We start from the raw sequence: 26,770 nt of genomic DNA on the forward strand, positions 1-26,770 counted from the left end.
CGTCCCCTGCGCGACGGCAGCCGCTCAGTCCGGCTCGACGCGCCCGGAGGGCGTCGGCCCGGTCGCGACCGGGCGTCCGCGCGTGTTCGACCACTGGCTCCACGAGCCCGGGTAGACGGCGATGTCGAGGCCAGCGAGGGCCCCCGCGAGCGCCGTGTGCGCTGCGGTCACCCCCGACCCGCAGTAGGCGGCGACCGCGGTGCCGGGCACCGCGCCCGCGGCGGCGAACGATGCGGCGATCGACGCCAGGTCGCGGAACCGTCCGCCGTCCAGGTGCAGCGTGGTGGGAAGGTTCACGGCGCCCGGGATGTGACCGGCGCGCGGATCCATCGGCTCGGTGTCGCCGCGATAGCGCTCGGCGGCACGCACGTCCAGCAGCACGCCGGAGTCCGGCCACACGGCCGCGGCGTCGAGGCCGATCGCGCCGTCGGCGATGTCGTGCAGCTGCACGTCGCCCGCGGCATGACGGACGTCCCCCGTCTCGATCGCGAGTCCCGCGGCCGTCCACGCGCGCAGTCCCCCGTCGAGCACGCGCACGTCCGCGACACCCGAACGCGACAGCAGCCACCACGCACGCGCGGCCGCCACCGACTGCACGTCGTCGTAGGCGACGACCGTGTCCCCCGCGCGCACCCCCCACCGTCGCGCGGCGGCTTCGAGGTCCGCGGCGGCCGGAAGCGGATGCCGGCCGTCCTGCGGCTCGCCCCGGCGGGAGAGCTCGCGATCCAGATCCACGTACACGGCGCCCGGCAGGTGACCGGCCACATAGTCGGGACGTCCCTCCGGCCGGTCCAGCCGCCATCGCACGTCGAGCAGCCGCACCGGCGCGCCCGAGGCGAGGAGGGCGTCGAGGTCGGTCGCGGAGATCAGCGGGGACATCCCTCCATCGTGCCCGGTCGGGTGCGGCCGGGGCGCAACAGTTCGACACACGGTTCGGGCCGTTCCGCCGCCACCGGCGAAGATGGGATCATGCCCGATTCCTGTCCGCCGCGCGCGTTCGCGACCACCCAGGTGCAGGCGGGCCACGCCCCCACGGCGCCGCACAGCCCCGCCGTGCCGGCGATCTACCAGTCGAACGCGTTCGAGTTCCCGTCGCTGAGCGATGCGCGGGATCGCTTCGCGCTGCGGCAGGAGGGCGACATCTACAGCCGCGCGGCGAACCCCACCGTCGCGGTGTTCGAGGAGCGCATGGCGGCACTCGAGGGCGGCGTCGCCGCGGCCGGCGTCGCGTCGGGCCAGGCCGCCGTCGCGCTCGCGCTCCTCGCGCTCGCGCGCACCGGCGACCACATCGTGGCGGCGTCGCAGCTGTACGGCGGCACCGTGGACCTCCTCGGCGACACGTTCGCCGGCTGGGGCATCGACGTCACCTTCGTCGACCAGGACGATCCGGATGCGTGGACGGCCGCGGTCCGGCCCGCCACCAAGGCGTTCTTCGCCGAGTCCGTCACGAATCCGCTCGCGCAGGTGCTCGACACCGCGATGGTCGCCGAACGGGCTCACGCCGCCGGCGTCCCCCTGGTCATCGACAACACCGTCGCGACGCCGTATCTGCAGCGCGTGAAGGACCACGGCGCCGACATCGCCGTGCACTCCGCGACGAAGTTCGTCGGCGGGCACGGCTCGGCCCTCGGCGGAGTCGTCGTCGACCTCGGCACCTTCGACTTCGCCGCCGACCCGGCGAAGTGGCCGCAGCTGTCCGAGCCCTACGCCCGCGTGCCCGGGGGCGGGCTGCTCGAGCGCTTCGGCGCCAAGGCGTTCATCACGCTGGTCAAGACCAAGTACTCCCACGACCTGGGCCCCTCGCTGTCGGCGATGGGCGCGTTCCAGCTGCTGCAGGGCCTCGAGACGCTCGACCTGCGCATGACGCGGCACAGCTCGTCGGCCGCCGCCGTCGCGGCGTTCCTCGACGCCGATCCGCGCGTCGCTGCCGTGCACCACCCGAGCCTGGCGTCGAGTCCGTGGCACGCGAACGCCCAGCGCTATCTGCCGCGCGGCGCGGCATCCGTCTTCTCGTTCGACCTGCCCGCCACCGGCGACACCGAGGCCGACTTCGCGCGCGCCGAGCGGCTCATCCAGGCGCTGCAGGTCGTGCGGCTGGTCGCCAACATCGGCGACGCGCGCACGCTCATCGCGCACCCCGCGTCCATGACGCACAGCCACATGACTCCCGAGCAGCTCGCAGACTCCGGCATCGCCTGGACGACGCTGCGCCTGTCGGTCGGACTGGAGGATCCGGCGGACCTCATCGCCGACCTCGACGCGGCCCTCGACGTCCTGTAGCCGGACCCGGCGGGCGGTCCGCGCTCAGCTCGCGGCGATGAACTCGCGGTAGAACGCGATCCCCCGCAGCCACGACGTCACGCGGATGCGCTCGTCGTGCGCGTGCAGCGCGTCGCGCTCGGCGCGCGTGAGGTGGAACGGCGTGAAGCGGTAGACGCTCGCGCAGATGCCGGTGAACCACCGGCTGTCGCTCGCGCCGAGCTGCAGGTACGGCAGGGTCGCGATGTCCTCGCCCAGCCCGTCCGCCACGGCCGTCGCGACACGGCGCCACGCCGCCCCGCGCCACGGCGAGACCGGCGACGGATCGGAGGCACGGAGCACCTCGATCCCGATCGCGTCATCGGCGACGACGCGCCGCACGCGCTCGGTCGCCCCCTCGACGGTGTCGCCCGTGAGCAGGCGGATGTTGATCGCCGCGGTCGCGGTCGCGGCCAGCACGTTCTCGCCCGGCGCCCCCGCCAGCCGCGTGGCCACGGCGGTGGTGCGCACGCTCGCGTTCGTCTCGGGCCCGAGGGTCGCCAGCGCCCGGGCGACCAGGGGGCCGGTGACCGACAGGTTCTCGAACAGCCCGCGCAGCGGCTGCGGAGCGTGCGGAGCCACCGTGGCGAGCATCGCGCGGACGGCCGGCGACAGGCGCACCGGGAACGGATTGCGCTGCAGGCGGTCGATCGCGCGCGCGAGGCGCGCGGTCGCGGGCATCGGCGGCGGAGTCGACGCATGGCCGCCGCTCTCACGCGCCGTGAGGACGAGCGTCATGATGCCGCGCTCGGCGACCCCGACCATCGCGGTCGGCACCGCGACGCCGGGGATCACGCCGTCGACGACCGCGCCGCCCTCGTCGAGCACGACGGCGGGCTCCACGCCGCGCTCGCGCAGCGTCTCGGCGATCGCGCGTGCGCCGCCGCCGGCCGTCTCCTCGTTGTGCCCGAACGCGACGTACACATCGTTCGCCGGCGTGAAGCCCTCGCCCGCGAGCACCTCGACGGCCTCGAGGATCGCCACGAGCGATCCCTTGTCGTCGATCGCTCCGCGCGCGTGGATCTCGGCGTCCTCGCCCTCGCCGGTCACGACGGCGCCGAACGGCGGGTGCTTCCAGTCTCCGGGGATGACGGGGACGACATCCATGTGCGCCATCAGCACCGTCGCCCGGCCGGGAGACGATCCCCGCCACCGGTACAGCAGCGAGTGCCCGTCGACGATCTCGCGCTCGAGCACCGCGTGCATCGTCGGGTAGAGCCGCTCGATCGCGGCGCGCAGCTCGTCGAAGCGCTCCCAGTCGACGAGGGACTCGTCGGCGTGCGAAACAGTGGGGATGCGCAGCAGCTCCTGCAGGCGCTCGACGGGCGTGCTCATCCTTCGAGCCTAAACGCGCCGGACGCATGCCCGAGAACCGCGGCGCTCGCTAGGCTCGGAGGATGACCGGACTCAGATGGGGGATCCTGGCCACGGGCCTGATCGCGCACTTGTTCACCGCCGACCTGCACATGGCCGGGCACACGGTGACGGCGGTCGGGTCGCGGCGTCGCGAGGCGGCGGACGCCTTCGCGGCGGAGTTCGGGATTGCGCACGCGCACGGTTCGTACGACGCGCTCGTCGCCGATCCGGACGTGGACATCGTGTACATCGGGACCCCTCACACCGCGCACGCCGAGAACGCCCTGCTGGCGCTGGACGCCGGCAAGCACGTGCTCGTCGAGAAGCCGTTCACACTGACCGCGGCCGAGGCCGAACGGGTGCGCGACGCCGCACGCGAGCGCGGTCTGCTGGCGATGGAGGCGATGTGGACGCGCTACCTGCCGCACATGGTGCGCGTGCGGGAGCTGGTGGCCTCGGGTGCGCTGGGCGATGTCCGCGCGGTCTTCGCGGACCACACCCAGAGCCTTCCGGCCGATCCCGGGCATCGCCTCAACGCGCTGGACCTCGGCGGCGGTGCGCTGCTGGACCTCGGCATCTACCCCGTCTCATTCGCGTGGGACATCCTGGGCGCGCCCGAATCGGTCACGGCGAGCGCGCGTCTGGGCGAGACCGGCGCCGACACCGAGGTCGCCACGATCATGACCCACGCGGGCGGAGCGCTGTCGACGTCGCTGTCGTCGTCGCGGGCCGCCGGCCCCAACACGGCGCACATCCTCGGCACCGAGGCGCGCATCGACATCGACCGGGTCTGGTACACCGCGACGTCGTTCCGGATGACCGCCGCCGACGGCTCCGTGCTGGAGGAGTTCCGCTCCGAGATCGAAGGACGCGGGATGCAGTACCAGGCCCTCGCGGCCGAGGCCGCCGTCGCGTCGGGCCGGTTCGACAGCGAGATCCTCCCGCTGGACGAGACGGTCGCGATCATGGCCGCACTCGACGACGTGCGCCGCCGGATCGGCGTCGACTACCCGGGAGAGGACTGACATGCCCGACCTGCAGGACCCACGTGTGGCGGTCTACCTGGACTTCGACAACATCGTCATGAGCTGGTACGACCGCGTGCACGGCAAGAGCAGCTACATGCGCGACCGGCAGAAGAAGACCGACGACGAGTTCGCCGAAGCGCTCGCGGCGGCCCGCGTCGATGTCGGCGCGATCATCGACTACGCGGCATCGTTCGGGACGCTCGTGCTCACCCGCGCCTACGCCGACTGGTCGTCGCCGGTCAACGCCAAGTACCGCGATCAGCTCGTGGGCCGTGCGGTCGACCTCGTTCAGCTGTTCCCGGCCGCCGCGTACGCCAAGAACGGGGCCGACATCCGGCTCGCCGTCGACGCCGTCGAGGACATGTTCCGTCTCCCCGATCTCACGCACGTCGTGATCGTCGCGGGCGACTCCGACTACGTCCCGCTCGCGCAGCGCTGCAAGCGCCTGGGGCGCGTCGTGGTGGGCGTCGGCGTCGCCGGCTCCACGGCCAAGTCGCTGGCCGCCGCGTGCGACCAGTTCGACACGTACGATTCGCTGCCCGGCGTCGCCGCTCCCCCGACCGCTCCCGCGGCCAAGGGCGGCGGTTCGCGCGGCTCGCGCAAGAAGACCGAGAAGGCCGACCCCGCCGACGAGCTCCTCGAACGCGCGCTGCGCCTGGAGAGCGAGCGCACCGACGACGAGTGGGTGCACGCGTCGGCGCTGAAGAGCCTGCTGCGGCGCATGGATCCGTCCTTCAGCGAGAAGACCCTGGGACACAAGAGCTTCACGGACTACATCGCCGCGCACGACACCGTCGCCGAGCTCAAGGAGGACGGCAACGTGCGCCTGGTCCGGCTGGCGGCCGACCGCCGCTGATCCGCTCGTCGGCGGCGGGAATGGGTACAGTGTGCCTGTGGTTAGCCTGCGACCCGTGAGGTGGGCGCCGTCGGGGGTGACGGCGCCGGGCCGCGCTGTGCTCGCCGCCGGGATGGCCCTCGCGGTCGCGGTCGTGCTGAGCGGCTGCGCCATCCTCAGCACCGGGCAGGAGTCCTCGGAAGCCGCGGGCCGGCGTGCGTGCGGCATCCTCCCCGGCGGACCCGACGCCGCATCCCGGTGGGCCGACCTCGACGCGCCGCTGCTGCGCGAGTCGCTCTCGGCCGAGGGGTTCACCGTCGACATCCGCCTCGTCCCGGCCGCGGAGTACTCGTCCGCCGCGGATGACCTGCTCTCGGGCGGATGCCGCGTGCTCCTGCTCACCGACCAGGACGGGGCGGGAGAGCCCGTGGCACTGCGCGCCGCCGACCGCGGCGTCCCCGTCCTCGCCTACGACCGTCCGGTGACCGCCGCCGACGCGGCCGTCGGGTTCGACGCCGGCGCCATCGGCTCGCTCGCGGCGACGGCGCTGACCGACGCGCTGACCGCCGCGGAGGTCGATCCGGCCACCGCCGTGATCGTGACCGCGCCCGGCGACCCGTCGGATCCGCGGTCGGCCGAGTTCACGCGCGGCGCGACGGAGACGCTCGAGGCCGCCGGGGCCGCCCCCTCGCGCAGCCTCGCCGGCGTGTGGGACGAGTTCCGAACCGGCATCTCCTTCGCCCGGGCCCTGTCGGCGCTCGACGGGGAGATCGACGCGGTCTGGGCCGCCGACGACGCCAATGCCGCCGGGGCCATCGACGTCCTCGCCGACAGCGGGGCCGAGGGTGTGATCGTGGTGGGCCAGGGCGCGTCGCTCACGGGGCTGCGCAACATCCTGCTCGGCCGTCAGACGGCGACCGTGTACACCCCCGTCGCGCTCGAGGTCGACGCCGCCGCCGAGGCGGCCGTGGCCCTCGCGCGCGGTGAGGAGCCCGCCACCGCCGCCGCCCTGGACGACGGCACGCCCTTCATCGCGGTGCAGCCGCAGATCGTGGGAGTCGACCAGGTGGCCGATGTCGTCGCCGACGGCGGAGTGACCGTCGGCGAGCTGTGCGCGGGCGACGTCGCCGACGCGTGCGCGCGCCACGGACTCGGCTGAGCGCGCTCAGCGGCGGGCGTCGAGCACTTCGTCCACCCACTGCGGGACGAGCAGCGACGCCGCTCCCGCGCGCGCGTCGTCGAACGGCACGAGGGCCTCGGTCGGCTCGAGATTCAGTTCGACCGTGCGGGCCTCGAACGCGGTCGCGAGGGCGACGTAGCCCGCCGCCGGGTACACGGACCCCGACGTGCCGATCGAGACGAACACGTCGCACGCGACGACCGCCTGCTCGATCACATCGAGGTCGTAGGGCATCTCGCCGAACCACACGACGTCGGGGCGCAGCGTCGAGGTGCCGCACGCCGGGCACGGCGGTGCGTCGATGAGGTCGTCGCTCCACACCGGCCGCTCGCCGCACGCGGTGCACCGAGCCCGCAGGAGCTCTCCGTGCATGTGCACGACGCGCGTGCTCCCCGCCCGCTCGTGCAGGTCGTCGATGTTCTGCGTCACGACGAGGAGGTCATCGCCCAGCGCACCCTCGAGCCGGGCGAGCGCCCGGTGCGCGGCGTTCGGATGCGTCCCGGCGACGGCGCGGCGCCGCATGTCGTAGAAGCGCTGCACGGTGTCGGGGTCGGCGTCGAACGCTTCGGGGGTGGCGACGTCCTCGACGCGGTGGCCCTCCCACAGTCCGCCGGCGTCGCGGAACGTGGGCACGCCGCTCTCGGCCGAGATCCCGGCGCCGGTGAGGACGACGATGCGCATGCCACCATGATGGCCGCTGCGCGGGCGTGCGTCACCGCAGCAGGGCCCGCAGCGCCGAGATCGTGTCGGCCTCGGCCGCGGACTTGTCGGGCCGGTATCCCCGCACGCGCGCGAAGCGCAGCGCCACCCCGCCCGTGTACCGCGACGAGCGCTGAACGCCGTCCACGGCGATCTCGACGACGGTCTCGGGCCGCACGTGGACCGCATGCCTCGTGCGATGCGTCTCGATCTGCGGGAAGTGCGCCGTCTGCCACGCCAGCAGATCGTCGGTCAGCCCCTTGAAGGTCTTGCCCACCATGACGAAGCCGCCGGGCTCGCCGAACTCGCCGCCGACGTCGCGCGCGCCCAGATGCAGGTTCGACAGCAGGCCCTCGCGGCGGCCCGAGCCCCACTCCACCCCCAGGACGACGAGGTCGAACGTCAGCACCGGCTTGACCTTGAGCCACGCCTTGCCGCGCCTGCCGGCCGCGTACGCGGAGTCGGCGGCCTTGACCATGACGCCCTCGTGCCCGTCTGCGAGCGCCCGGCGGGCGAACTCCTCCGCCTCGGCGGCGTCGGCGGTCAGGATGCCGGGCACGCGCGCGCCGGGGGCGAGCCGGTCCAGCACCGCGCGGCGGTGCGTGAGCGGCTCGTCGATGAGGTCGCGTCCGTCGAGGTGGAGGACGTCGAAGAACCAGGGTCGCAGCGCGACGTCGGCCGCGTCGTCGGAGCCGAACCTGGCCATCGTGTCCTGGAAGGGACGGGGAGCACCGGATTCGTCGAGCGCGAGCGTCTCGCCGTCGAGGATGACGTTCTCGGCGGGGAGGCTCCGCACGACCTCGACGATCTCGGCGACCCGCGCGGTGATGTCGGCGAGGCTGCGCGTGTACACCGCCACGTCGTCGCCGCGGCGGTGGACCTGGATGCGGGCGCCGTCGAGCTTGACCTCCACCGACGCCGTCCCGCCGAGCGTGGCGAGGGCGTCGGCGGTCGACGCCGACGTCGAGGCGAGCATGGGCAGCACCGGCGTCCCGACCTCCAGCCCCACCGCGTCGAGCGACTCGGGGTCCGGCGACAGGGCGAGGGCGGCGGTCCGCCCGAGATCGCCCGACAGCATCGCCGCGCGGCGCACAACCGCGGCAGGCCGGTCGGCGGCCGCTGCCACGGCATCCAGCAGCACGCCCTCGAGCGCACCGGTGCGCAGCTCGCCGAGGATCACGCGGCGCAGCAGCTGCCACTCCCCCGGCGTCGCGCGAGCCGCAAGCGCACGCAGCGTGTCGCGCCGCGTCGTCGCGGACCCCGCGCCCTCGGCGTCCGCGAGCCGCGTGAAGGCTTCGTCGACGTCCGCCAGCGTCAGCGTGGGGGTCTCGGCGTGGGCGACCTCCAGCGCGTCCAGCCCCCGCCATCCGACACCGAGCCGCCCCTGGCGCGGTCGCGCCAGCAGCAGGCCGACGGCCACCGGCACGTCGTCGGCGGCGAGTCCGCGCAGCAGCGCGGCCAGGGCCGCGACCTTCTCGCGCCGCGCGGCCGTTCCGGCGACCGCGTCGGTGGTCGCGACGAGCTCGTTCAGCTCCATGGCCCGATCATGGCACCGGCCACCGACTCCACGAAACGCGCGATCGCGAGGGGCTCGTCGGCCGCGGTGATGGCACGAAGCACGAGCTCGTCGACGCCCGCCCGGTACTCCGCCACCTGCCCTGCGAGGCGATCCGGCGTGATGACGGTGTCGCCCGGGTCGACGCCGAGACGTGCGAAGTGGGCGGTGTAGGCGGGGAACGACGCGTAGCGCTCCGCCTCGCGCCGCATGCGCGGCACGGCGTCCACGTCGACCGCCGTGCGTGCGTACAGGGCGACGTGCGCCCGCGGTGAGAGGGCGTGCGCCTCGGCGGTCTGTCGCGCCGCGATCTCGGGCGTGAGCCAGCTCAGCAGGAGTCCGTCGGCGCGCTCCGCGCCCAGCGACCGCATGCGGGGACCGAGCGCTCCCACGACGACGGGCGCGGCCGGATCCTCGCGCAGGCGCGCGGCATCCGCTTCGACGCGCGCGAGCGCTCCGCGGCGCAGCTGCCCGGAGCCGACGCCGAGCATCAGCCGGTCCACGGGGAGCCCGAGCGCGGCCACGCGGGCGGCGACCTCGTCGGCGGGCCGGCGGTCGACCGGCAGCACGCCGGTCGCCAGCACCAGGCGGTCGGTGACGGCCGCCGCGGCCGCGAGGAGCTCGAGCGCATCCGCCGCCGGGGTGTCGTTGACCCACAGCGCGTGCAGTCCCGCATCCTCGGCCGCTCGCGCGGCGGTCCGGGCGACATCGGGTCCGGCGGCGGCCGCGATGCCGATCGAGAGGTGGGCGATGTGCGGTGCCATGACCCCAGCATGCCCCACCCTGTGCCCGTCGCGACCGTCGGCGTATAGCCTCGTCCCAGCAGATGATGAGAGGCACCGGGCATGAGCTCTTCCACTCCGCAGGCCCCGGGCCTCGTGCAGGCCACCCCGCCCGCGGTGGACGACGAGACGGCGGCGGGCATCGCGCTCGACGGCTGGGGCGTCGCCGGGCGCGCACGCCCGCTCGGCAGCAATCAGGACCGCAACTTCCTCATCGAGCGCGAGGACGGCCCCGCCCTCCTGCTGAAGATCGCCAACCCGAGCACCACGGTTCCCGAACTCGAGGCTCAGTCCGCGGCGGCGGACCTGATCGCGGCCCGCGCCGGCACCCGCGCCCCGCGGGCGCACCGCCGCCCCGGCGGGGGAACCACCCTCGCCGTGCCGATCTCGGGCGTCGTGATGCACGCGCGGCTGCTGGACTTCCTCCCGGGCGAGACGCTGTCGGGATACCTCTCGCCGGCGGTCGTGAGCGCACTCGGCGCCCTCGCGGCGCGTGTCGCGCAGGCCCTGAGCGCCCTCGCACTACCCGGCGCCGACCGCGCGCACCAGTGGGATCTGCGTCGAGCGCCCGACGTGCTCGCCGAGCTCCTCCCCGCCGTGCCCGACGACGCTGCGCGGCGCCGACTCGCGGATGCCGCGGGCGCCGCGGCGCGCGCGCTGGCGCCTGTCGTCGGCGATCTGCCCGTGCAGGCGATCCACGGCGACCTCACCGACGACAACGTCGTCCGCAGCGACCCGCTGACACGGCTGCCCGACGGCGTCATCGACCTCGGCGACCTCGGTCGCTCGTGGGCCGTCGCGGAGCTCGCCATCACGGTCTCGTCGCTGCTGCACCACGACGGCGTCGACCTCGCCGCCGCGATGCGCGCCGTGACCGCCTACCACCGGGAGCGCCCGCTCTCGGACGCCGAGCAGACGGCGCTGTGGCCGCTCGTCGTGCAGCGCGGCGCAGTGCTGGTCGCGAGCGCCCACCAGGTGCTGTCCGGCGACCCCGGCAACGGCTACGCCGCGGAGAACCTCGCGCACGAGCGGGCCATCTTCGACCGGGCGGTGTCGGTTCCGCTCGAGGTCGCCACCGCGCTCGTGCGCGCCGCGACCGGGCACGCCCCGGCCCCGCTCGCGCTTCCGGCCGCCCGGCCGCTCATCGACACGGACGCGCCGCACGTCGTCGACCTGTCGCCGGCGAGCGCCCTGCTCGACGATGGCCGGTGGCTCCGCGCCGAGACCGAGGACGCCGCGTTCGCAGCGGCACCGCAGGGAGCGGTCGCGGCCGCGCGGTTCGGCGAGTCCCGCCTCACGCGCGCCGTGCCGCTGGACCCCGAGCCGCCGCGCATCGTCTCACTCGGCGTCGAGCTGGCGACCCCCTCGGGCGCTCCCCTGCTCGCCCCCTGGGCCGGCACCGTGGCGCCGACGCCGTCGGGGTTCGTCCTCACCGCGCACGGCGTCCGCCTCATCGTCGACGGCTGCCGCCTCATCGAGCCCGCCGGGTCGGCGGTCGTCGCGGGCGACCGCGTCGCGGAGCCCGCGGGCCGGGTGTGGGTCCAGGTGGTGCGCGAGGGCGTCGACGCGCCCCGCTTCGCCCCACGGAGCCTCGCTGCGGCGTGGACCGCGGTCGTGGCCGACCCGTCGCCGCTCGTCCCGGGGCTCGAACCCGCGCCCGCGCCCCTCGACGCCGCACGTCTGCTCGAGCGCCGCGACGCCGTGTTCGCCGAGGTCCAGGAGCACTACTACGACGCCCCTCCGGTCATGGTGCGCGGGTGGCGCGAGCTGCTCGTCGACGCCGAGGGCCGCGTCTACCTCGACACGCTCAACAACGTCACGGCCGTCGGCCACTCCCACCCGCGGCTGGCCGATGCGGTGGACCGGCAGTGGCGACTGCTCAACACGAACTCGCGGTTCCACTACCCGGCCGTCGTGGAGTTCTCGGAGCGGCTGGCCGAGCTCGTCCCCGACCCGCTCGACACGGTCTTCCTGGTCAACAGCGGGTCCGAGGCGGTGGATCTCTCCCTCCGGCTCGCGCGGGGGTGGTCGGGACGCCCGGACGTGGTCGCGGTCGAGGAGGCGTACCACGGCTGGACGTACCTGACCGACGCCGTGTCGACCTCGACCGCCGACAACCCGGCAGCCCTCGAGACGCGGCCCGCGTGGGTGCACACGGTGCCCTCGCCCCATCCGTTCCGCGGCCCCCACGCCGATGCCCCCGAGCGCTACGCCGCCGACGCCGCGGACGAGATCGCACGCCTGGCCGCCGCGGGCTCGCCGGTGGGCGCCTTCGTCGCCGAGACCGCGTTCGGCAACGGCGGCGGCATGTTCCTCCCCGACGGCTACCTCGCCCGCGTGTACGACGCGGTGCGCACCCACGGGGGTCTTGCGATCGCCGACGAGGTGCAGGTGGGCTACGGACGCCTCGGCGAGTGGTTCTGGGGCTTCCAGCAGCAGGACGCCGTGCCCGACATCGTCGCGGTCGCGAAGTCGATGGGCAACGGGCATCCCCTGGGCGCCGTCATCACGACGCGCGAGGTCGCGGCCCGCTACCGCACCGGCGGGTACTTCTTCTCGTCCGCCGGCGGCAGTCCGGTCTCCAGCGTCGTGGGCCTCACGGTGCTCGACATCATGCGCGACGAGGATCTCGTCGGCAACGCCCGCCGCGTCGGCGGTGCGCTGCGCGAAAGGCTGCTCGCCCTCGGGGACCGGCATCCGATCCTCGCGGCCGTCCACGGCGCGGGGCTGTATCTCGGACCCGAGTTCGTGCGCGACCGCGAGACGTGGGAGCCGGCGACGGCGGAGACCGCCGCGATCTGCCGGCGCCTGCGCGACCTCGGCGTCATCGCGCAGCCGACCGGCGACCACCAGAACATCCTCAAGATCAAGCCGCCGCTGTGCTTCGGCGAGGACAGCGCCGACGCCCTCGTGGCCGCTCTGGACCGCGTGCTCACCGAGGGCTGGTGATCACAGGGCGGGCGGATCGGGTCGCGCGGCCTCGAGCGCACGGATGAGGCTCGCCGAGTCGTACGGGCCGATGTGCCGGACGCCGTTGATGAAGAACGTGGGCGTGGAGTGCAGGTCCATCACCTCGGCGTCGAGCCGGTCGTCCTGCACGCGGCGCAGCACGTCGGGCGACGTCAGATCCTCGGCGAAGCGATCCAGGTCCAGACCCAGCTCCTCGGCGTAGGCGAACAGATCGGTCCGCTCGAGCCGGTCCTGGTTGGCGAACATCGCGCGCGCCATCGGATAGAAGCGTCCCTGCAGTCCCGCGGCCTCGGCGGCCTGCGCGGCCTCCTGCGCGTGCGGGTGCGGCGCGTCCAGCGGCAGGTGCCGCCACACCCAGCGCACGTCCGACCCGAAGTGCTCGATCACCTTGTCGACCGACCCGGTCGCCCGGCTGCAGAACGGGCACTCGAAGTCCCCGTACTCGACGATCTCGCACGTCGCCTCGGCCGACCCGAACACGTGGTCGCGCTCGGGGTCGACGGGCCGGGCGAGCTTCGCGCCGACCGGCTGCGGCGGCCTCAGCCGGTCGCCGATCGCGATGATCGCCCAGCCCAGGAAGAAGGCGATGACGGATGCGGCGAGCACGCCGACGCGCGCCAGGTCCTGGAGCTCGCCGTCCTCGATGGCGATCGGCACGATGAACAGCGAGATGGTGAAGCCGATGCCCGACAGTGCCGCTCCACCAGCGACACGGTGGAACGCCAGCCCCGGCGCGAGCTGTCCCTTGCCCGTCGCCCGCACGAGCGCGGTCGCGCCCGTGATGCCCACGAACTTCCCGACCACCAGGCCGAGGATGATCCCCCACGTGAGCGGCGACGTGAACGCCTCCTGGAAGACCTCGGGGCTCAGGTGGACGCCGGCGTTCGCGAGCGCGAACAGCGGCAGCACGCCGTACGCGACGTACGGCCGCCACGCCATGTCGATGCGCTCGTTGATCGACAGCGACTGACGGATGCTGCGCGTGAGCGCGGCGGCGTACTGCGGATTCGGCGACTCGCGGAACGCGCGGGTGAGCTCGGCGGCGTGCTCCACGTCGGCGCGCCGGGGCGGGAAGACCGGGATGAGCAGCGCCACCGCGACGCCGGCGAGGGTGGGGTGGATGCCGGCGGCGAGGACGGCGACCCACAGCGCGACGCCGAGCACGGCGTAGAGCAGGCCGCGCCCGGCGGGCACGAAGCGCACGAGGGCCACGAGCCCCATCAGCAGCGCCGCGGCCGCGAGCGGGATCAGCTGGAGGGTTCCGCTGTAGAAGATGCCGATGACCGCGAGCGCGCCGATGTCGTCGACGACGGCCAGGGTCAGCAGGAACGTGCGCAGGCGTTTGGGGAACGCCGGGCCGATCAGCGCGAGCGCACCGAGGAGGAACGCCGTGTCCATCGAGATCACGATGCCCCAGGCATCCGCTTCGCCGACCATCGCGCCGAGCGGGATGAACAGCGCCGCCGGCACGATGAGGCCGGCGATCGCCGCCACGATCGGGACGATGGCCCGCGACCGCTCGGTGAGCTCGCCGATCGTCAGCTCGCGCTTGACCTCGAGCCCCACGAGGAAGAAGAAGAACGTCATGAGGACGTCGTTGACGACCTCGTGGAGCGTCGCGGTGACCTCGACGTCGCCGAACGTGAGTCCGACGTGGAGCTCCCAGAACTCGTGATAGGTCGAGCCCCACGGTGAGTTCGCCCACAGCAGGGCGAGCGCCGTGCCGAAGAGCATGAGCCCGGCGGAGAGCCGGTCGCCGGAGGGGTGCTTCTTCTTGGGGCGCCGCGCCGCGGGCGCGGGAGGGATCGTGTCGGTGCTCACCCGCGCGTCGGCCACGGTCCCATCATGGCGCGTATCGCGACGGGCGCGCTGGCATCCGGATTCTTCGGACGCGGGCGAGCGGGCCGCCGGCCGCGCTCAGTGCCGGCCGCCGGGAGGTCCGATGAGCAGCAGCGAGACGTAGAGGGCGACGACGGCGAGCGCGATGAGACCGCCGAGCAGCCACGGGCGCTTCAGGAACCACCGCATCGGCCGGTCGTACCAGATGCGGTCGGCGGGATCGGGCGACTCCTCGAGGCGCCACGCGCCGGCGAGGCGGCCCGACCGCTGCAGCCAGATCTCGACGGGGATCGTGGCGTAGGGGATCACGGCGCTCACGACGGCGACGGCGGCCGGGCCGAGGCGCCAGCGCTGGTTCATCGACACGAGGACGGCCGTGGCTCCGTACGACAGGAACACGAAGCCGTGCACCGCGCCGCCGACGGTGACGGCGATCGCGAGATCGGCCGTCGCCCGCAGCACGAGAGCGGCGATGAGGATCGTCCACGAGATCGCCTCGGCGATCGCGAGCGTGCGGAACAGGGTCAGGGGCGTGCGGAACACAGGTCTCCTCGGGTCGGACCGATCCAGCCTACGTGCGGCCGGCCACGCGGCCGGACGCCGCCCGGGTAGCGTGAGCACGTGGACTTCTCGCTGGACGCGCTGCGGCGCTGGCCGGACGTCGAGGCGCCCGATCTCGTGGCCGTCGACGCCGCCGACCGGCTCATCCTCGACGAGTCGGCCGTCGCGCGCGCGGACGCCGGACGCGGGGCGACGACCGTGATCGGCGACGCGTACGGCGCCCTGGCGCTCGGCTCCGCAGCGGACGGCCCCCATGACCCGGGGCGGATCCGCGTGCACCAGGACGCGCTGACCGGCGAGCGAGCGCTCGCCGCGAACGCGGCCCGCGTCGGACTCGACGACACGACCGTGTCGCTGCCGCTGTCGGCCGACCTCGTGCGGGACGCGCGCGTCGTGCTGATGCGCCTCCCCCGCTCGCTCGACGCGCTGCGCGACATCGCGGGCCTGATCGCGGCCCACGCCGCCGACGACGTCCGCGTGTTCGCCGGCGGGCGCATCAAGCACATGTCCCTCGCGATGAACGGAGTGCTCACGGAGCGCTTCGCGCGCGTGGACGTCAGCCACGCCCGCCAGAAGTCGCGCGTGCTGATCGCGTCGGAGCCGCACGACGGCGCCGACCCCCGCCCGCGCTGCCGCGAGCACGACGGGCTCGTGGTGTGCGCGTTCGGCGGCGCGTTCGCGGGCGCCGCGATCGACATCGGCACGCGGTTCCTGCTCGCGCACCTGCCCGCCGACATCCCGGGCGACGGCCTCGCGGTCGACCTCGCGTGCGGCACGGGCGTCGTGGCGGCGGCGCTCGCGCTGCGGCATCCGTCCCTCGCCGTGCACGCGAGCGATCAGTCGGCCGCCGCCGTGGCATCCGCCCGCGCGACAGCCGAGGCGAACGGCGTCGCCGACCGCGTGCGCGTCGTGCGCGACGACGCGCTGGAATCCGTGCCGGACGGAGCCGCGTCGTTCATCGCCCTCAACCCGCCGTTCCACACCGGCGCCGCCGTGCACGAGGGACTGGCCGCGCACCTGTTCGCGGACGCCGCCCGGGCCCTCCGTCCCGGCGGCGAGCTGTGGACGGTGTGGAACTCGCACCTGCGCTACCGCTCGGACCTCGAGCGGATCGTGGGTCCGACGCGGCAGATCGCGCGCAACGCGAAGTTCACCGTCACGGCGTCGGTGCGGGGCTGAGCCCTCGCCGATCCACCGGCGTGCGCCTCGCGGTCAGCGTGTGCGCGTCGACCACCACGCCCACGCGATGAGGACGGGCTGGAAGAACAGGCGCACGAGACGCTTGGTGTCGGTGTCGAGGCCGAAGCCGTCCCGCCGCTTCGTGTACTGCTCGATGTTGCCGGGGAACACCGCGATGAAGAACGCCGCGAGGATGGCGCCGACGCGGCTGCGGGAGGCCGGCAGCGCCACGAGCGCTCCCCCCAACATCACCTCGGCGACGCCCGAGGCGACCACGATGCCGTCCTTGCCGAGCCCGGTGGTCTCGGCCGCCCAATCGGGCACCTGCGCCTGGAATTCCCTCCTGGCCCAGAACAGGTGGCTGACCCCCGCGAAGACCATGCTGAGCCCCAGAACCCACCGCGCGACATTCCTCATGCACCCAGCCAACCACGCGATCGCACTCCCGGGGGCCGCGCGAGAGCGATACCGTGGAACCGTGGACGGAGCCGATGACATCGCCCGTGTGCTGGAACGGATGACCGCCGACCCGATGGCGGATGCCGTCGCCGGCGCCGTGCTCGTGGTGTCGGTCTCGCAGCCCGAGGCGCGAGGCCGCTATCAGGAGTGCCGCCTCGAGCTGCTCGCCGAGGCGCCCGGCGTCCCGCCCACACCGGTCAGCACGAGCGTCGTGACCCGGCCGCGGCACTGGCCGCGCCCGGGCATGCGGCTGCCGGCCCGGATCTCGGCATCGCGCCCGACCGCGGTGGACGTCGACTGGGAGGCGCTGGCGACGTGACCTACTCCGTCTTCGTGAGCTACCGGCGCAACACCGCGTCGGGCGCCGCCGGACGGCTGTACGACGCGCTGACAGCGCGGTTCGGCGAAGACGTGGTGTTCATGGACGTCGACGGGATCGAGCCGGGCGCCGACTTCGAGGAGGTCCTCGAAGAGACCCTGCGCGACTGCCGCGCGGTGGTCGTCGTCGTCGATCCGCAGTGGACCGCCGCCACCGACGCCGAGGGGCATCGGCGCCTCGACGACCCCGACGACTTCGTGCGGCTCGAGGTCGAGAGCGCGCTGTCGCGCGACGTGAAGGTGTTCCCCGTCCTCGTGGACGGGGCGCGGATGCCGTCGCGCGCCGACCTGCCCGAGTCGCTCCATGGCTTCGCGACCCGGCAGGGGCTGGAGGTTACCAACTCGCGCTTCAAGTACGACGTCGGCGTCCTCGGCGACGCGATCGCGCCGCTGCTGCCGACGCGGAAGCACGGGCATGCGCCGGTCGGCGCCGCAGCCGCGGCGCCGAAGCGCCGCTGGCTGGGGATCGCCATCGCGGTGGCGGCCGTCGCGCTCGTCGCCGGCGGGGTCTGGACGGCGCTCATGCTGATCCCGGGGACGGGCCAGGGACCGGTCGCAGACGTGTCGGCCCAGGGAACACCGACGCCGACTCCGACGCCGACACCGACCCCCACACCCGAGTCGCCCTTCGACACCGTCGAGATCGAGGCCGAGGACGGGCGGTTCGTCGCCACGATGGCCGCGCACTCGGACTCCAAGGCGTCCGGAGGCGCGTACATCGCCGCCGCCGAGGCTGAGAGCGGCACCGCCCGCTTCGAGTTCGACATCGACAAGGACGGCACGTATCGCATCTGGGCGCGCGTCAGTCAGCCCGAGTCGACGGACCCGGAGCATGTCTTCGACGCGAACGACACGTTCCGGCTGTCGCTGGACTCCTCGGCGCCGGACATCTGGGACTTCCACGAGGGCGTCGACACGATCTATCTCGACTGGACGTGGGAGCCGATCAGCCTGCGGTGCGGCGGGTCCTTCACGACGCACAAGTGCGACCCGTTCGAGCCCGAACTCGAAGCCGGGCCCCACGTGCTCGTCCTCACGGGACGCGAGGCGGACGCGCGGCTGGATGCGCTCATCATCACCAACGACCCCGACTTCGAGCCGGAGGGGCGTCTGAACTGAGCGCTTGCGGGACCGGCGCTTGCAGGACCCTCGCGTTTGCGGGATCCTCGGCGCCCGCAGACGGTGCGGACGCCGAGGAAGCCTGGCCCACGTGGGTTTGGCTTTCGGCCGGGGGCGATACTCAGATGCAGGACGCGTGGGTTGCCCGTGACGCTAGCGCGCGGAACCGGCGCGCCGCCATGGGTGACCGGCCCGATCAGGCGGTCGCACGCGAGAATTTACGACCGCGAAACACGGCTCAGAAGTCCCAATCCTCGTCCTCGGTCGCGACGGCCTTGCCGATGACGTACGACGAGCCCGACCCCGAGAAGAAGTCGTGGTTCTCGTCGGCGTTCGGGGAGAGCGCCGACAGGATCGCGGGGCTGACGTTTGTGACGGTCGACGGGAACATCGCCTCGTAGCCGAGGTTCATCAGCGCCTTGTTGGCGTTGTAGTGCAGGAACTTCTTAACCTCTTCGGTCAGACCGACACCGTCGTAGAGGTCCTGCGTGTACTGCACCTCGTTGTCGTACAGCTCGTACAGCAGCGAGAACGTGTAGTCCTTGATGTCCTGGCGCTCGGCCTCGGAGACCTTCTCGAGTCCCTTCTGGAACTTGTAGCCGATGTAGTAGCCGTGCACGGCCTCGTCGCGAATGATGAGGCGGATGATGTCGGCCGTGTTGGTGAGCTTGGCCTTGCTCGACCAGTACAGCGGCAGGTAGAAGCCCGAATAGAACAGGAACGACTCCAGCAGCGTCGAGGCGACCTTGCGCTTGAGGGGCTCGTCACCGCGGTAGTACTCCATGATGATGTGAGCCTTCTTCTGAAGGTTCTCGTTCTCGACCGACCAGCGGAACGCGTCGTCGATCTCGGGCGTCGAGCACAGCGTCGAGAAGATCGACGAGTAGCTCTTCGCGTGGACCGACTCCATGAACGCGATGTTCGTGTAGACGGCCTCCTCGTGGGGCGTGATCGCGTCCGGGATGAGCGAGACGGCGCCGACCGTTCCCTGGATGGTGTCCAGCAGCGTGAGACCGGTGAACACGCGCATCGTCAGGGTCTGCTCGGCGGGCGTCAGCGTGTTCCACGACTGGATGTCGTTGGACAGCGGCACCTTCTCGGGCAGCCAGAAGTTGTTCACGAGGCGGTTCCACACCTCGAGGTCCTTGTCGTCCTGGATGCGGTTCCAGTTGATCGCCTGGACGTGGTCGATGAGCTTGAGCGGCTCGGGAGTCATGATCGGTCCTTGGTATCGGTCGTTGTGCGAGCGGAGCGAGACGAGGCGCTGCGCGTCACAGCATGCAGCTGACGCACTCGCTGAGGTTGGTGCCCTCGAGGGCCATCTGGCGCAGCCGGATGTAGTAGATCGTCTTGATGCCCTTGCGCCACGCGTAGATCTGCGCGCGGTTGATGTCGCGCGTCGTGGCGGTGTCCTTGAAGAACAGCGTCAGCGACAGGCCCTGGTCGACGTGCTGGGTCGCGGCGGCGTACGTGTCGATGACCTTCTCGTAGCCGATCTCGTAGGCGTCCTGGTAGTACTCCAGGTTCTCGTTCGTCATGAACGCCGCCGGGTAGTAGACGCGGCCGAGCTTGCCTTCCTTGCGGATCTCGACGCGCGAGGCGATCGGGTGGATCGAGCTCGTGGAGTTGTTGATGTACGAGATCGATCCGGTGGGCGGGACGGCCTGCAGGTTCTGGTTGTAGATCCCGTGCTCCTGGATGCTCGCCTTCAGCTCGCGCCAGTCGTCCTGGGTCGGGATGTGGATGCCGGCGAACAGCTCCTTCACCTTCTCGGTGGCAGGCTCCCACGCACGATCGATGTACTTGTCGAAGAACGCGCCCGACGCGTACGTCGAGTCGGCGAAGCCCTCGAACGCCTGGCGGCGCTCGATCGCGAGCCGGTTCGAGGCCCGCAGCGCGTGGAAGAGCACCGTGTAGAAGTAGATGTTCGTGAAGTCGACGCCCTCTTCGGACCCGTAGTGCACGTGCTCGCGCGCCAGGTAGCCGTGCAGGTTCATCTGGCCGAGGCCGATCGCGTGGGAACGGTCGTTGCCGTCCTCGATCGAGCGGACCGACGAGATGTGGCTCTGGTCGCTCACGGCGGTGAGCGCGCGGATCGACGTCTCGACCGTCTTGCCCAGGTCCTTGCCGTCCATCGCGAGCGCGATGTTCATCGAGCCCAGGTTGCACGAGATGTCCTTGCCGATGTTCTGGTACGACAGGTCCTCGTTGTACGTCGTGGGCGTGTTGACCTGGAGGATCTCGGAGCACAGGTTCGACATGTTGATCCGGCCCTTGATCGGGTTGGCGTCGTTCACCGTGTCCTCGAACATGATGTACGGGTAGCCCGACTCGAACTGGATCTCGGCGAGGGTCTGGAAGAAGTCGCGCGCGTTGATCTTGGTCTTCTTGATGCGCGCGTCGTCGACCATCTCGCGGTACTTCTCGGTGACCGAGATGTCGCCGAACGGCACGCCGTAGACGCGCTCGACGTCGTACGGCGAGAAGAGGTACATGTCCTCGCCGTTCTTGGCGAGTTCGAACGTGATGTCGGGGATCACGACGCCCAGCGACAGCGTCTTGATCCGGATCTTCTCGTCGGCGTTCTCGCGCTTGGTGTCGAGGAACTTCATGATGTCGGGGTGGTGGGCGCTGAGGTACACCGCGCCGGCGCCCTGACGCGCACCCAGCTGGTTGGCGTAGCTGAACGAGTCCTCGAGCAGCTTCATGACGGGGATGATGCCGCTGGACTGGTTCTCGATCTGCTTGATCGGGGCGCCCGCCTCGCGGATGTTCGACAGCAGCAGGGCGACGCCGCCGCCGCGCTTGGACAGCTGGAGGGCGGAGTTGATGCCGCGTGCGATCGACTCCATGTTGTCCTCGATGCGCAGCAGGAAGCACGAGACGAGCTCGCCGCGCTGCGCCTTGCCGGTGTTGAGGAAGGTGGGGGTGGCGGGCTGGAAGCGGCCGGCGATGATCTCCTCGACCAGCTCGACCGCGAGGTCCTGATCGCCGTCGGCGAGGCCCAGCGCGGTCATGACGACGCGGTCCTCGAAGCGCTCGAGGTAGCGCTTGCCGTCGAAGGTCTTGAGCGTGTAGCTGGTGTAGTACTTGAACGCGCCGAGGAACGTCTCGAAGCGGAAGCGCTTCGCGTACGCCAGGTCGTTGAGCTTCTGGATGAACTCGAAGGGGTACTTCTCGAGCACGGCGCCCTCGTAGTACTGCTTCTCGACGAGGTAGTCCAGTCGCTCCCGGAGCGAGTGAAAGAACACCGTGTTCTGGTTCACGTGCTGCAGGAAGTACTCGCGCGCCGCACGCTTGTCGGCGTCGAACTGGATCTTCCCGTCCGCGTCGTACAGGTTCAGCATCGCGTTGAGGGCGTGGTAGTCCATTCCCTCGAACCGGGGGTCCGTCTTGAACCCGCGCTCGGTCACTGCTGATTCCACCATCGTTCCAATCCGTCGCTTACGCGATCCACGTCGTCCGGCGTGCCGAAGAGTTCGAGCCTGTACAAGTGCGGCACGCGGCACTTGCGGCTGATGACGTCACCGGCGAAGCAGAAGTGCTCGCCGAAGTTGGTGTTCCCCGCCGAGATCACGCCGCGGATGAGACCGCGGTTGCGTTCGTCGTTGAGGAATCGGATGACCTGCTTGGGGACGGCGCCCTTCTCGACCCCGCGCCCCTGGCCGCCGCCATAGGTGGGTGTGACGAGGACGTAGGGTTCGTCGACCCGGAGCAGGGGCTCCGTGGAGTGGAGCGGGATGCGCACCGCGCGCAGACCGAGCTTGTCGACGAAGCGCGCGGTGTTCCCGGAGATGCTGGAGAAGTAGACCAGGAGCGGGACCGCGGCGGCCCCGTCGGCAACCGCGCTGCGCCGAGCGATCGCGGTTGCCATGCCGGTCACACCAGACGAGATGCGAGTTCGTCGATCTTGTCGGGGCGGAAGCCCGACCAGTGATCCTCGTCGGTGATGACGACGGGCGCCTGCAGGTAGCCGAGCGACTTCACGCGCTCGAGCGCCGCCGGGTCCTCCGAAACGTCGAGGACCTCGTATTCAATGCCCTTCGAGTCGAGCGCGCGATACGTCGCGTTGCACTGGACACAGGCCGGCTTCGTGTAGACCGTGATCGACATATGGATCCGTCTCTCCCCTCATTACGTCCGGCAGACCCCCCGCCGGGACACCAATACTACATATGGGGACAGACATTGGGGTGCACCACAAGGGGTAGTAGTTACATCCGTGTAGTTTTCCACCGCCATCCCCAGGGACAGCACAGGTTCTCCACCGCTTCATCCACAGCCGCGCGGCCTGCGCGACCCGGCGAAAACCCCCGGATCACGCGTCTTTCGCGACGACTGCTTCGATCTGTCCACAGAACGAGACGGTAGAGGCATCCACCGACATCGATTCGCCTGTGGAAAGCGCCCTTCGGCGTGTCGTCGGCGTGTCGTCCGGGGCCGGCCCCGGACGCCCGACGCCACGCTCGCCTGTAACGTTGATCCGTGGCGGGCTATCGGGACCTTCTGCGCACTCCGGGAGTCGGGCGCATCATCGCCGCGCAGCTGACGGCGCGCTTCCCCGGCGGCATGCTCAGCCTCGCGGTGCTCCTCCACATCGAGCAGGTCACCGGGTCGTACGCGGCCGCCGGCATCGTGCTGGCGGCGACGTCCATCGGGCAGGCCGTCGCGGGGCCGGTCACCAGTCGCTGGATGGGGCTGTGGGGCATGCGCAAGGTGCTCACCGTGACCCTCGTGATCTGCGCCGCGTCGATCACGGCCCTCGCGCTCGGCGACATGGTCCTGCCCGCCTACACGGCACTCGGCCTGATCGCGGGACTGTCGACACCGCCGGTCCAGTCGGCGGTGCGCACGATCTACCCGAAGATGGTGAACTCCTCGCAGCTGACGCCGCTGTTCTCGCTCGACGCCTCGCTCCAGGAGCTCATCTGGGTCGCCGCGCCCGTGCTCGTGACGTTCGTCGCGACGCAGATCGGCACCGTCGAAGCGCTCCTCATGGTCGTGGCCGTGCTCATCGGGGGCGGCGCGTGGTTCATCCTCTCCCCCGAGGTCGGTCGCGTGCGCATCCCGCGCAGCAGGCGACGGCTCGGGCGCGTCCTGCTCAAGCCGCCGGTGATCCTGGCGACCGTCGTCGGGTTCCTCCTCATCGGCGCGTGCGCGGCGGTCGAGGCCGGAGTCGTGGCGACGTTCGGCCACGACGGCTTCGAGGCCGGCATCGTGCTCGCCCTCTTCGCCGTCGGCAGCCTCGGCGGCGGGCTGGCGTTCGGGCACCTGCCGATCGGCCCCTGGGCGATGGCCCGGCGCATGGCCATCGTCGCGGCCGGTCTGACGCTGGCGATGGTGTCGCTGAACGCGTGGTGGCTGGGCGGCACGCTGCTGGTGGCCGGCATCGGCATCGCCCCGGCGTTCGCCGTCATGTTCTCGATGACCTCGGTGAGCGTGAAGTTCAGCGAGACCGCCGAGGCGTACGGCTGGATCAACACCGGACAGCTCATCGGCGCCGCGGCGGGCTCCGCCGTCGCGGGGTTCCTCATCGACGGCGTCGGCGCCGGCGGCGCCTACCTGGCGGCGGCGGCGTTCTGCATCGCCGGCGTCCTGGTCTCGATCGTCTTCGTGCGCGGCTTCCCCGATCTGCGCGGGCGCGACGCGAGCCCCATCCCCGACACCGAGCCGGTCGACCTCGTCACCTGACGTCGGCCGCGGCGCCGCGCGCGGCTCCTCACGCGATGCGCCGCAACAGCTCCCGCACCGCCATCGCGTACGCGTCCGCCGGCTCGGGGTGCTCGAAGACGAGCACCTCCTCGCTCTCGCCCCCGCGGCCCAGCACGATCTCGACCTCGTGCGTGTCGGCAAGGCGCCGCAGCGCCCGGAAGCTCCCCCGCAGCAGCTCCCGCAGCTGGTGCTCGTGCGGCAGCCACAGCGCGTCCTCGAGCGCCACCGAGTCGAGGGCCCACTCGGTCGTGCCGTTGAAGGCGAGGATGCGCCCGGTCGGATACTCGCGCGGCTCGATCGTCATCTCGCTGACCGTGAACACGTCGGCCTCGAACTCCGGCTCGTCGAGCTGGAACCGGTCGCCCGAGCGCGGATGCCAGATGAGGCCGGACTCGCGCAGCTCGAGGGCCCATTCCGTCGAGATCATCTCCCCATCTTCACCCGGATGACGCCCGGGCGGGGCCGCGGGCGCCCCCGGGACGGCCGTTCAGGAGCCGCCGTAGACGACGTGGCTGGTCGCCGGAGTGACGTGGATCGTCACGGTGACCCAGTCGGGCAGCTCGGTCAGCGACGATTCGAGCTTCGACTGGTCGCCGAGCGAACCATCCTCGGTCGAGACCTCGACGTTCGCGTTGCGGTTCGTCCAGGTGATCGAGCCGATGTCGTAGTCGATGTCGGCGTCGTCGAGCCAGGCTCCGGTCGCCTCGTGGATGGCGTACGTCATGCGGGCGTAGTAGATCGTGATGACGCTGTTGACCGCGAGCGGCACGGCGATCAGGATCGCCAGCACGCCGACGATCGAGTAGGCCCGCTTGCGGTTCGTCGTGGGCGAGGCGTGGGGGTTGCGCGCGTAGCCGGCCATCGTGAACACGATGCTGCCGGCGATCACCAGCGCGAAGACGTTGCAGAGGAACAGGATGAGCGCGCCCAGCGCCTCGTTCCAGGCCCCCTGCCCGGCGCACACGCCGACGACGCCGAGGGGCGGCACGAGCGAGATGGCGATGGCCACGCCGGGAAGGACGGCGCTGAGGTCCTTGCGGCTCATCGCGAACGCGCCCGCCGTCCCGGTGGCCAGCGCCGCCGCCAGATCCACCATCCTCGGCGATGTGCGTCCGGTGATCTGGCCGTTCGTGGTGAGCACGTCCGGATCCGCGATGAACACCGACAGCAGCACGCCGATGACGACGACGATGCCCAGGCCCGACAGCACCCACATCACCGAGCGGGCGACGAGCCCCGGATGCCCGGTGACGATTCCGGCCGCGATGCCGAGGATCGGGGTGCCCAGCGGCGCGATGATCATCGCGCCGATGACCGTCGCCGTGGAGTCGGCGAGCACACCGGCGACCGCGATCACACCCGAAAGCACGAGCATGATGAGGAACCCGGTGCGTTTGCTCAGCGCATCGCCGTGCGACAGATCGAGCAGGTCGAGCAGTCCGTCGATCGAGTACCGCTGCGAGGGCGGGATGAGCGTGCGTGTCAGCTTCGACATGCGCACATTCTCGTGTCGCCGCCCGCAGACCGCCAGGACCTTGGCCCCGCGACGTGCCGCGCAGCGCGACGCCCGCGGCGCCGGCGGCGAGCAGAATGGGCATGTGACGGCATCATCGTTCGACCCCAGCATCCATCTGCCGGCGGACCTCCTCGAGCGCATGCGTGCGCGCGCGGCCGACTACGACCGCGACAACGTCTTCCCCGAGGCCGATCTGGAGGACCTGCGGGCGGCGGGGTATCTCGCGATCCTCGTGCCCGAGGCGCTCGGCGGCGCGGGCCTCAGCCTCGTCCAGGCGGCGGAGCTGCAGCAGCGCCTCGCCGGGGCGGCCCCCGCGACCGCGCTCGCGGTCAACATGCATCTGGTGTGGACCGGGGTCGCGAAGGTGCTCTCGGACCGCGGCATCGAGGCGCTCCGCTTCGTGCAGGAGGGCGCCGCGGCGGGCGAGGTGTTCGCCTTCGGCATCAGCGAGGCCGGCAACGACCTGGTGCTGTTCGGCAGCGATACGGATGCCGCGCCGCAGGACGACGGGGGCTACGCGTTCACCGGCACCAAGATCTTCACGTCCCTCGCGCCGGTGTGGACGCAGCTGGGACTGCACGGTCTCGACACCACGAGCCCCGATGCGCCGCAGATGGTCTACGCGTTCGTGCCGCGCTCGGATGCCGTGCGCATGCGCGACGACTGGGACACGCTCGGCATGCGCGGCACGCAGTCGCGCACCACCGAGCTGCACGGAGCCGTGGCCCCGCCGGAACGCGTCGTGCGCCGCATCGCGCCGGGGCCGAATCCGGATCCCATCGTGTTCGGCATCTTCAGCGTCTTCGAGATCCTGCTGGCCTCGGTCTACACCGGCATCGCCCGCCGTGCGCTGGACGTCGCCGTCGACACCGCGGCGCGGCGCACCTCCAAGCGCACCGGCCGGACGTACGGCCAGGATCCCGACATCCGCTGGCGCATCGCCGACATGGCGCTCGCCTACGACGCCCTTCCCCCGCAGATCGCCGCGATCGCCCGGGACGTCGACGAGCGCGCCGACCACGGCCCCCGCTGGTTCTCGCTGCTGAGCGGTCTGAAGCACCGTGCCGTGACGGCCGCCAAGCAGATCGTCGATGAGGCCGTGCTCGTCGCCGGCGGTTCGTCGTACTTCGCCTCCAGCGAGCTCAGCCGCCTGTATCGCGACGTCCTGGCGGGACTGTTCCATCCATCCGACCCCGAGTCGGCGCATTCGACCGTCGCCACCGCGTGGCTCGGCCCGCTCGAGCCGTGAAGCGCACGGCGCCGCACCTGCTGAGCCCGGCCGACCGCGAGCGGCTCCGCGGCCT

24 protein-coding genes are annotated in these 26,770 nt (G+C 71.9%); 10 read left to right on the forward strand and 14 right to left on the reverse strand.

Annotated elements, in window-relative coordinates; all coding sequences use genetic code 11:
• Nucleotides 1-24: 24 nt before the first annotated feature.
• Nucleotides 25-879 (reverse strand): sulfurtransferase, encoded by an 855-nt coding sequence (locus HD594_RS14015; protein ID WP_184751531.1) that lies wholly within the window; start codon nt 877-879, stop codon nt 25-27.
• Nucleotides 880-969: 90 nt separating this feature from the next.
• Between HD594_RS14015 and HD594_RS14020 the strand changes: the two genes are divergently transcribed.
• The gene (locus HD594_RS14020; protein WP_184751532.1) at nt 970-2,280 is read left to right on the forward strand and encodes an O-acetylhomoserine aminocarboxypropyltransferase/cysteine synthase family protein; all 1,311 of its coding nucleotides are present in this window, start codon (nt 970-972) and stop codon (nt 2,278-2,280) included.
• A gap of 24 nt (nt 2,281-2,304) precedes the next feature.
• On the opposite strand, the gene HD594_RS14025 is transcribed toward HD594_RS14020, so the two are convergent.
• On the reverse strand, nt 2,305-3,633 hold the full coding sequence (locus tag HD594_RS14025) for a M20/M25/M40 family metallo-hydrolase (RefSeq protein ID WP_184751533.1): 1,329 nt from the start codon (nt 3,631-3,633) through the stop codon (nt 2,305-2,307).
• 62 nt (nt 3,634-3,695) lie between these two features.
• Between HD594_RS14025 and HD594_RS14030 the strand changes: the two genes are divergently transcribed.
• Genes HD594_RS14030 through HD594_RS14040 form a run of 3 tightly spaced genes read left to right on the forward strand, consistent with a single transcriptional unit; the run spans nt 3,696 to nt 6,676 of the window.
• The gene (locus HD594_RS14030; RefSeq protein ID WP_184751534.1) at nt 3,696-4,679 is read left to right on the forward strand and encodes a Gfo/Idh/MocA family protein; all 984 of its coding nucleotides are present in this window, start codon (nt 3,696-3,698) and stop codon (nt 4,677-4,679) included.
• Nucleotide 4,680: 1 nt separating this feature from the next.
• The gene (locus tag HD594_RS14035) at nt 4,681-5,538 is read left to right on the forward strand and encodes an NYN domain-containing protein (RefSeq protein WP_184751535.1); all 858 of its coding nucleotides are present in this window, start codon (nt 4,681-4,683) and stop codon (nt 5,536-5,538) included.
• Between the two features lie 55 nt (nt 5,539-5,593).
• Nucleotides 5,594-6,676 (forward strand): substrate-binding domain-containing protein, encoded by a 1,083-nt coding sequence (locus tag HD594_RS14040; protein WP_184751536.1) that lies wholly within the window; start codon nt 5,594-5,596, stop codon nt 6,674-6,676.
• 6 nt (nt 6,677-6,682) lie between these two features.
• On the opposite strand, the gene HD594_RS14045 is transcribed toward HD594_RS14040, so the two are convergent.
• The 3 genes from HD594_RS14045 to HD594_RS14055 are packed head-to-tail and all read right to left on the reverse strand — an operon-like array spanning nt 6,683 to nt 9,715.
• Entirely contained in the window at nt 6,683-7,378 is a 696-nt protein-coding gene (locus HD594_RS14045; protein ID WP_184751537.1) for an NAD-dependent deacylase, read from the reverse strand.
• A gap of 31 nt (nt 7,379-7,409) precedes the next feature.
• Complete coding sequence (locus HD594_RS14050; RefSeq protein WP_184751538.1) at nt 7,410-8,933, reverse strand: ATP-dependent DNA ligase; 1,524 nt, start codon at nt 8,931-8,933, stop codon at nt 7,410-7,412.
• Nucleotides 8,924-9,715, reverse strand: a complete 792-nt coding sequence (locus HD594_RS14055; protein ID WP_184751539.1) for an LLM class flavin-dependent oxidoreductase — start codon at nt 9,713-9,715, stop codon at nt 8,924-8,926. The genes HD594_RS14050 and HD594_RS14055 overlap by 10 nt, the downstream gene beginning before the upstream one ends.
• 81 nt (nt 9,716-9,796) lie before the next feature.
• On the opposite strand from HD594_RS14055, the gene HD594_RS14060 reads away from it, so the two are divergent.
• Nucleotides 9,797-12,682 carry an aminotransferase gene (locus HD594_RS14060; RefSeq protein WP_184751540.1) on the forward strand — a complete coding sequence of 962 codons (2,886 nt, stop codon included), beginning with the start codon at nt 9,797-9,799 and terminating at the stop codon, nt 12,680-12,682.
• Here HD594_RS14060 and nhaA read toward each other — a convergent pair whose 3' ends face one another.
• On the reverse strand, nt 12,683-14,539 hold the full coding sequence (gene nhaA / locus HD594_RS17870; protein ID WP_271171153.1) for a Na+/H+ antiporter NhaA: 1,857 nt from the start codon (nt 14,537-14,539) through the stop codon (nt 12,683-12,685).
• Nucleotides 14,540-14,620: 81 nt separating this feature from the next.
• Complete coding sequence (locus HD594_RS14070) at nt 14,621-15,085, reverse strand: DUF3817 domain-containing protein (RefSeq protein WP_184751541.1); 465 nt, start codon at nt 15,083-15,085, stop codon at nt 14,621-14,623.
• A 78-nt stretch (nt 15,086-15,163) separates the two neighbouring features.
• Between HD594_RS14070 and HD594_RS14075 the strand changes: the two genes are divergently transcribed.
• On the forward strand, nt 15,164-16,282 hold the full coding sequence (locus HD594_RS14075; RefSeq protein WP_184751542.1) for a class I SAM-dependent methyltransferase: 1,119 nt from the start codon (nt 15,164-15,166) through the stop codon (nt 16,280-16,282).
• Nucleotides 16,283-16,315: 33 nt separating this feature from the next.
• Here the strand turns inward: HD594_RS14075 and HD594_RS14080 are convergent, their stop codons facing one another.
• Entirely contained in the window at nt 16,316-16,699 is a 384-nt protein-coding gene (locus HD594_RS14080) for a DoxX family protein (RefSeq protein ID WP_184751543.1), read from the reverse strand.
• Nucleotides 16,700-16,760: 61 nt separating this feature from the next.
• Between HD594_RS14080 and HD594_RS14085 the strand changes: the two genes are divergently transcribed.
• Together HD594_RS14085 and HD594_RS14090 are read left to right on the forward strand one after the other, a co-directional pair.
• The gene (locus HD594_RS14085; protein WP_184751544.1) at nt 16,761-17,060 is read left to right on the forward strand and encodes a hypothetical protein; all 300 of its coding nucleotides are present in this window, start codon (nt 16,761-16,763) and stop codon (nt 17,058-17,060) included.
• Nucleotides 17,057-18,238 (forward strand): TIR domain-containing protein, encoded by a 1,182-nt coding sequence (locus HD594_RS14090; protein ID WP_184751545.1) that lies wholly within the window; start codon nt 17,057-17,059, stop codon nt 18,236-18,238. Before HD594_RS14085 ends, HD594_RS14090 begins: the two co-directional genes overlap by 4 nt.
• A gap of 238 nt (nt 18,239-18,476) precedes the next feature.
• Here HD594_RS14090 and nrdF read toward each other — a convergent pair whose 3' ends face one another.
• From nrdF to nrdH, 4 genes are read right to left on the reverse strand one after another with little or no spacing between them, the layout of a single operon-like run.
• The gene (gene nrdF / locus HD594_RS14095; protein ID WP_184751546.1) at nt 18,477-19,454 is read right to left on the reverse strand and encodes a class 1b ribonucleoside-diphosphate reductase subunit beta; all 978 of its coding nucleotides are present in this window, start codon (nt 19,452-19,454) and stop codon (nt 18,477-18,479) included.
• 55 nt (nt 19,455-19,509) lie between these two features.
• Nucleotides 19,510-21,666, reverse strand: a complete 2,157-nt coding sequence (nrdE, locus tag HD594_RS14100) for a class 1b ribonucleoside-diphosphate reductase subunit alpha (RefSeq protein WP_184751547.1) — start codon at nt 21,664-21,666, stop codon at nt 19,510-19,512.
• Nucleotides 21,648-22,112 carry a class Ib ribonucleoside-diphosphate reductase assembly flavoprotein NrdI gene (gene nrdI / locus HD594_RS14105; protein ID WP_184751548.1) on the reverse strand — a complete coding sequence of 155 codons (465 nt, stop codon included), beginning with the start codon at nt 22,110-22,112 and terminating at the stop codon, nt 21,648-21,650. Before nrdI ends, nrdE begins: the two co-directional genes overlap by 19 nt.
• 5 nt (nt 22,113-22,117) lie before the next feature.
• A complete protein-coding gene (nrdH, locus tag HD594_RS14110) occupies nt 22,118-22,351 on the reverse strand; it encodes a glutaredoxin-like protein NrdH (RefSeq protein WP_184751549.1) in 234 nt (77 codons plus the stop codon).
• A gap of 372 nt (nt 22,352-22,723) precedes the next feature.
• Here nrdH and HD594_RS14115 point away from each other — a divergent pair, with 372 nt between their 5' ends.
• Nucleotides 22,724-23,929, forward strand: coding sequence for an MFS transporter (locus HD594_RS14115; protein ID WP_184751550.1), 1,206 nt, complete (start codon nt 22,724-22,726; stop codon nt 23,927-23,929).
• A gap of 28 nt (nt 23,930-23,957) precedes the next feature.
• Here HD594_RS14115 and HD594_RS14120 read toward each other — a convergent pair whose 3' ends face one another.
• Together HD594_RS14120 and HD594_RS14125 are read right to left on the reverse strand one after the other, a co-directional pair.
• Entirely contained in the window at nt 23,958-24,377 is a 420-nt protein-coding gene (locus tag HD594_RS14120) for a pilus assembly protein CpaE (RefSeq protein ID WP_184751551.1), read from the reverse strand.
• A gap of 60 nt (nt 24,378-24,437) precedes the next feature.
• Nucleotides 24,438-25,445: a TIGR00341 family protein gene (locus tag HD594_RS14125; protein WP_184751552.1), complete on the reverse strand. Its 1,008-nt coding sequence runs from the start codon at nt 25,443-25,445 to the stop codon at nt 24,438-24,440.
• A gap of 160 nt (nt 25,446-25,605) precedes the next feature.
• On the opposite strand from HD594_RS14125, the gene HD594_RS14130 reads away from it, so the two are divergent.
• The gene (locus HD594_RS14130) at nt 25,606-26,715 is read left to right on the forward strand and encodes an acyl-CoA dehydrogenase family protein (RefSeq protein ID WP_184752900.1); all 1,110 of its coding nucleotides are present in this window, start codon (nt 25,606-25,608) and stop codon (nt 26,713-26,715) included.
• Nucleotides 26,716-26,770: the final 55 nt, after the last annotated feature.

Origin of the sequence: Microbacterium thalassium (assembly GCF_014208045.1) — a bacterium.
Lineage (GTDB): Bacteria > Actinomycetota > Actinomycetes > Actinomycetales > Microbacteriaceae > Microbacterium > Microbacterium thalassium.

What these genes read in the sequence shown, in the direction of transcription:
- HD594_RS14015 (WP_184751531.1), bottom strand. Translation starts at nt 879, where the DNA reads ATGTCCCCGCTGATCTCCGCGACCGACCTCGACGCCCTCCTCGCCTCG.
- HD594_RS14020 (WP_184751532.1), top strand. Translation starts at nt 970, where the DNA reads ATGCCCGATTCCTGTCCGCCGCGCGCGTTCGCGACCACCCAGGTGCAG.
- HD594_RS14025 (WP_184751533.1), bottom strand. Translation starts at nt 3,633, where the DNA reads ATGAGCACGCCCGTCGAGCGCCTGCAGGAGCTGCTGCGCATCCCCACT.
- HD594_RS14030 (WP_184751534.1), top strand. Translation starts at nt 3,696, where the DNA reads ATGACCGGACTCAGATGGGGGATCCTGGCCACGGGCCTGATCGCGCAC.
- HD594_RS14035 (WP_184751535.1), top strand. Translation starts at nt 4,681, where the DNA reads ATGCCCGACCTGCAGGACCCACGTGTGGCGGTCTACCTGGACTTCGAC.
- HD594_RS14045 (WP_184751537.1), bottom strand. Translation starts at nt 7,378, where the DNA reads ATGCGCATCGTCGTCCTCACCGGCGCCGGGATCTCGGCCGAGAGCGGC.
- HD594_RS14050 (WP_184751538.1), bottom strand. Translation starts at nt 8,933, where the DNA reads ATGGAGCTGAACGAGCTCGTCGCGACCACCGACGCGGTCGCCGGAACG.
- HD594_RS14055 (WP_184751539.1), bottom strand. Translation starts at nt 9,715, where the DNA reads ATGGCACCGCACATCGCCCACCTCTCGATCGGCATCGCGGCCGCCGCC.
- HD594_RS14060 (WP_184751540.1), top strand. Translation starts at nt 9,797, where the DNA reads ATGAGCTCTTCCACTCCGCAGGCCCCGGGCCTCGTGCAGGCCACCCCG.
- HD594_RS14080 (WP_184751543.1), bottom strand. Translation starts at nt 16,699, where the DNA reads ATGAGGAATGTCGCGCGGTGGGTTCTGGGGCTCAGCATGGTCTTCGCG.
- nrdF (WP_184751546.1), bottom strand. Translation starts at nt 19,454, where the DNA reads ATGACTCCCGAGCCGCTCAAGCTCATCGACCACGTCCAGGCGATCAAC.
- nrdE (WP_184751547.1), bottom strand. Translation starts at nt 21,666, where the DNA reads ATGGTGGAATCAGCAGTGACCGAGCGCGGGTTCAAGACGGACCCCCGG.
- nrdI (WP_184751548.1), bottom strand. Translation starts at nt 22,112, where the DNA reads ATGGCAACCGCGATCGCTCGGCGCAGCGCGGTTGCCGACGGGGCCGCC.
- nrdH (WP_184751549.1), bottom strand. Translation starts at nt 22,351, where the DNA reads ATGTCGATCACGGTCTACACGAAGCCGGCCTGTGTCCAGTGCAACGCG.
- HD594_RS14120 (WP_184751551.1), bottom strand. Translation starts at nt 24,377, where the DNA reads ATGATCTCGACGGAATGGGCCCTCGAGCTGCGCGAGTCCGGCCTCATC.
- HD594_RS14125 (WP_184751552.1), bottom strand. Translation starts at nt 25,445, where the DNA reads ATGTCGAAGCTGACACGCACGCTCATCCCGCCCTCGCAGCGGTACTCG.
- HD594_RS14130 (WP_184752900.1), top strand. Translation starts at nt 25,606, where the DNA reads ATGCGTGCGCGCGCGGCCGACTACGACCGCGACAACGTCTTCCCCGAG.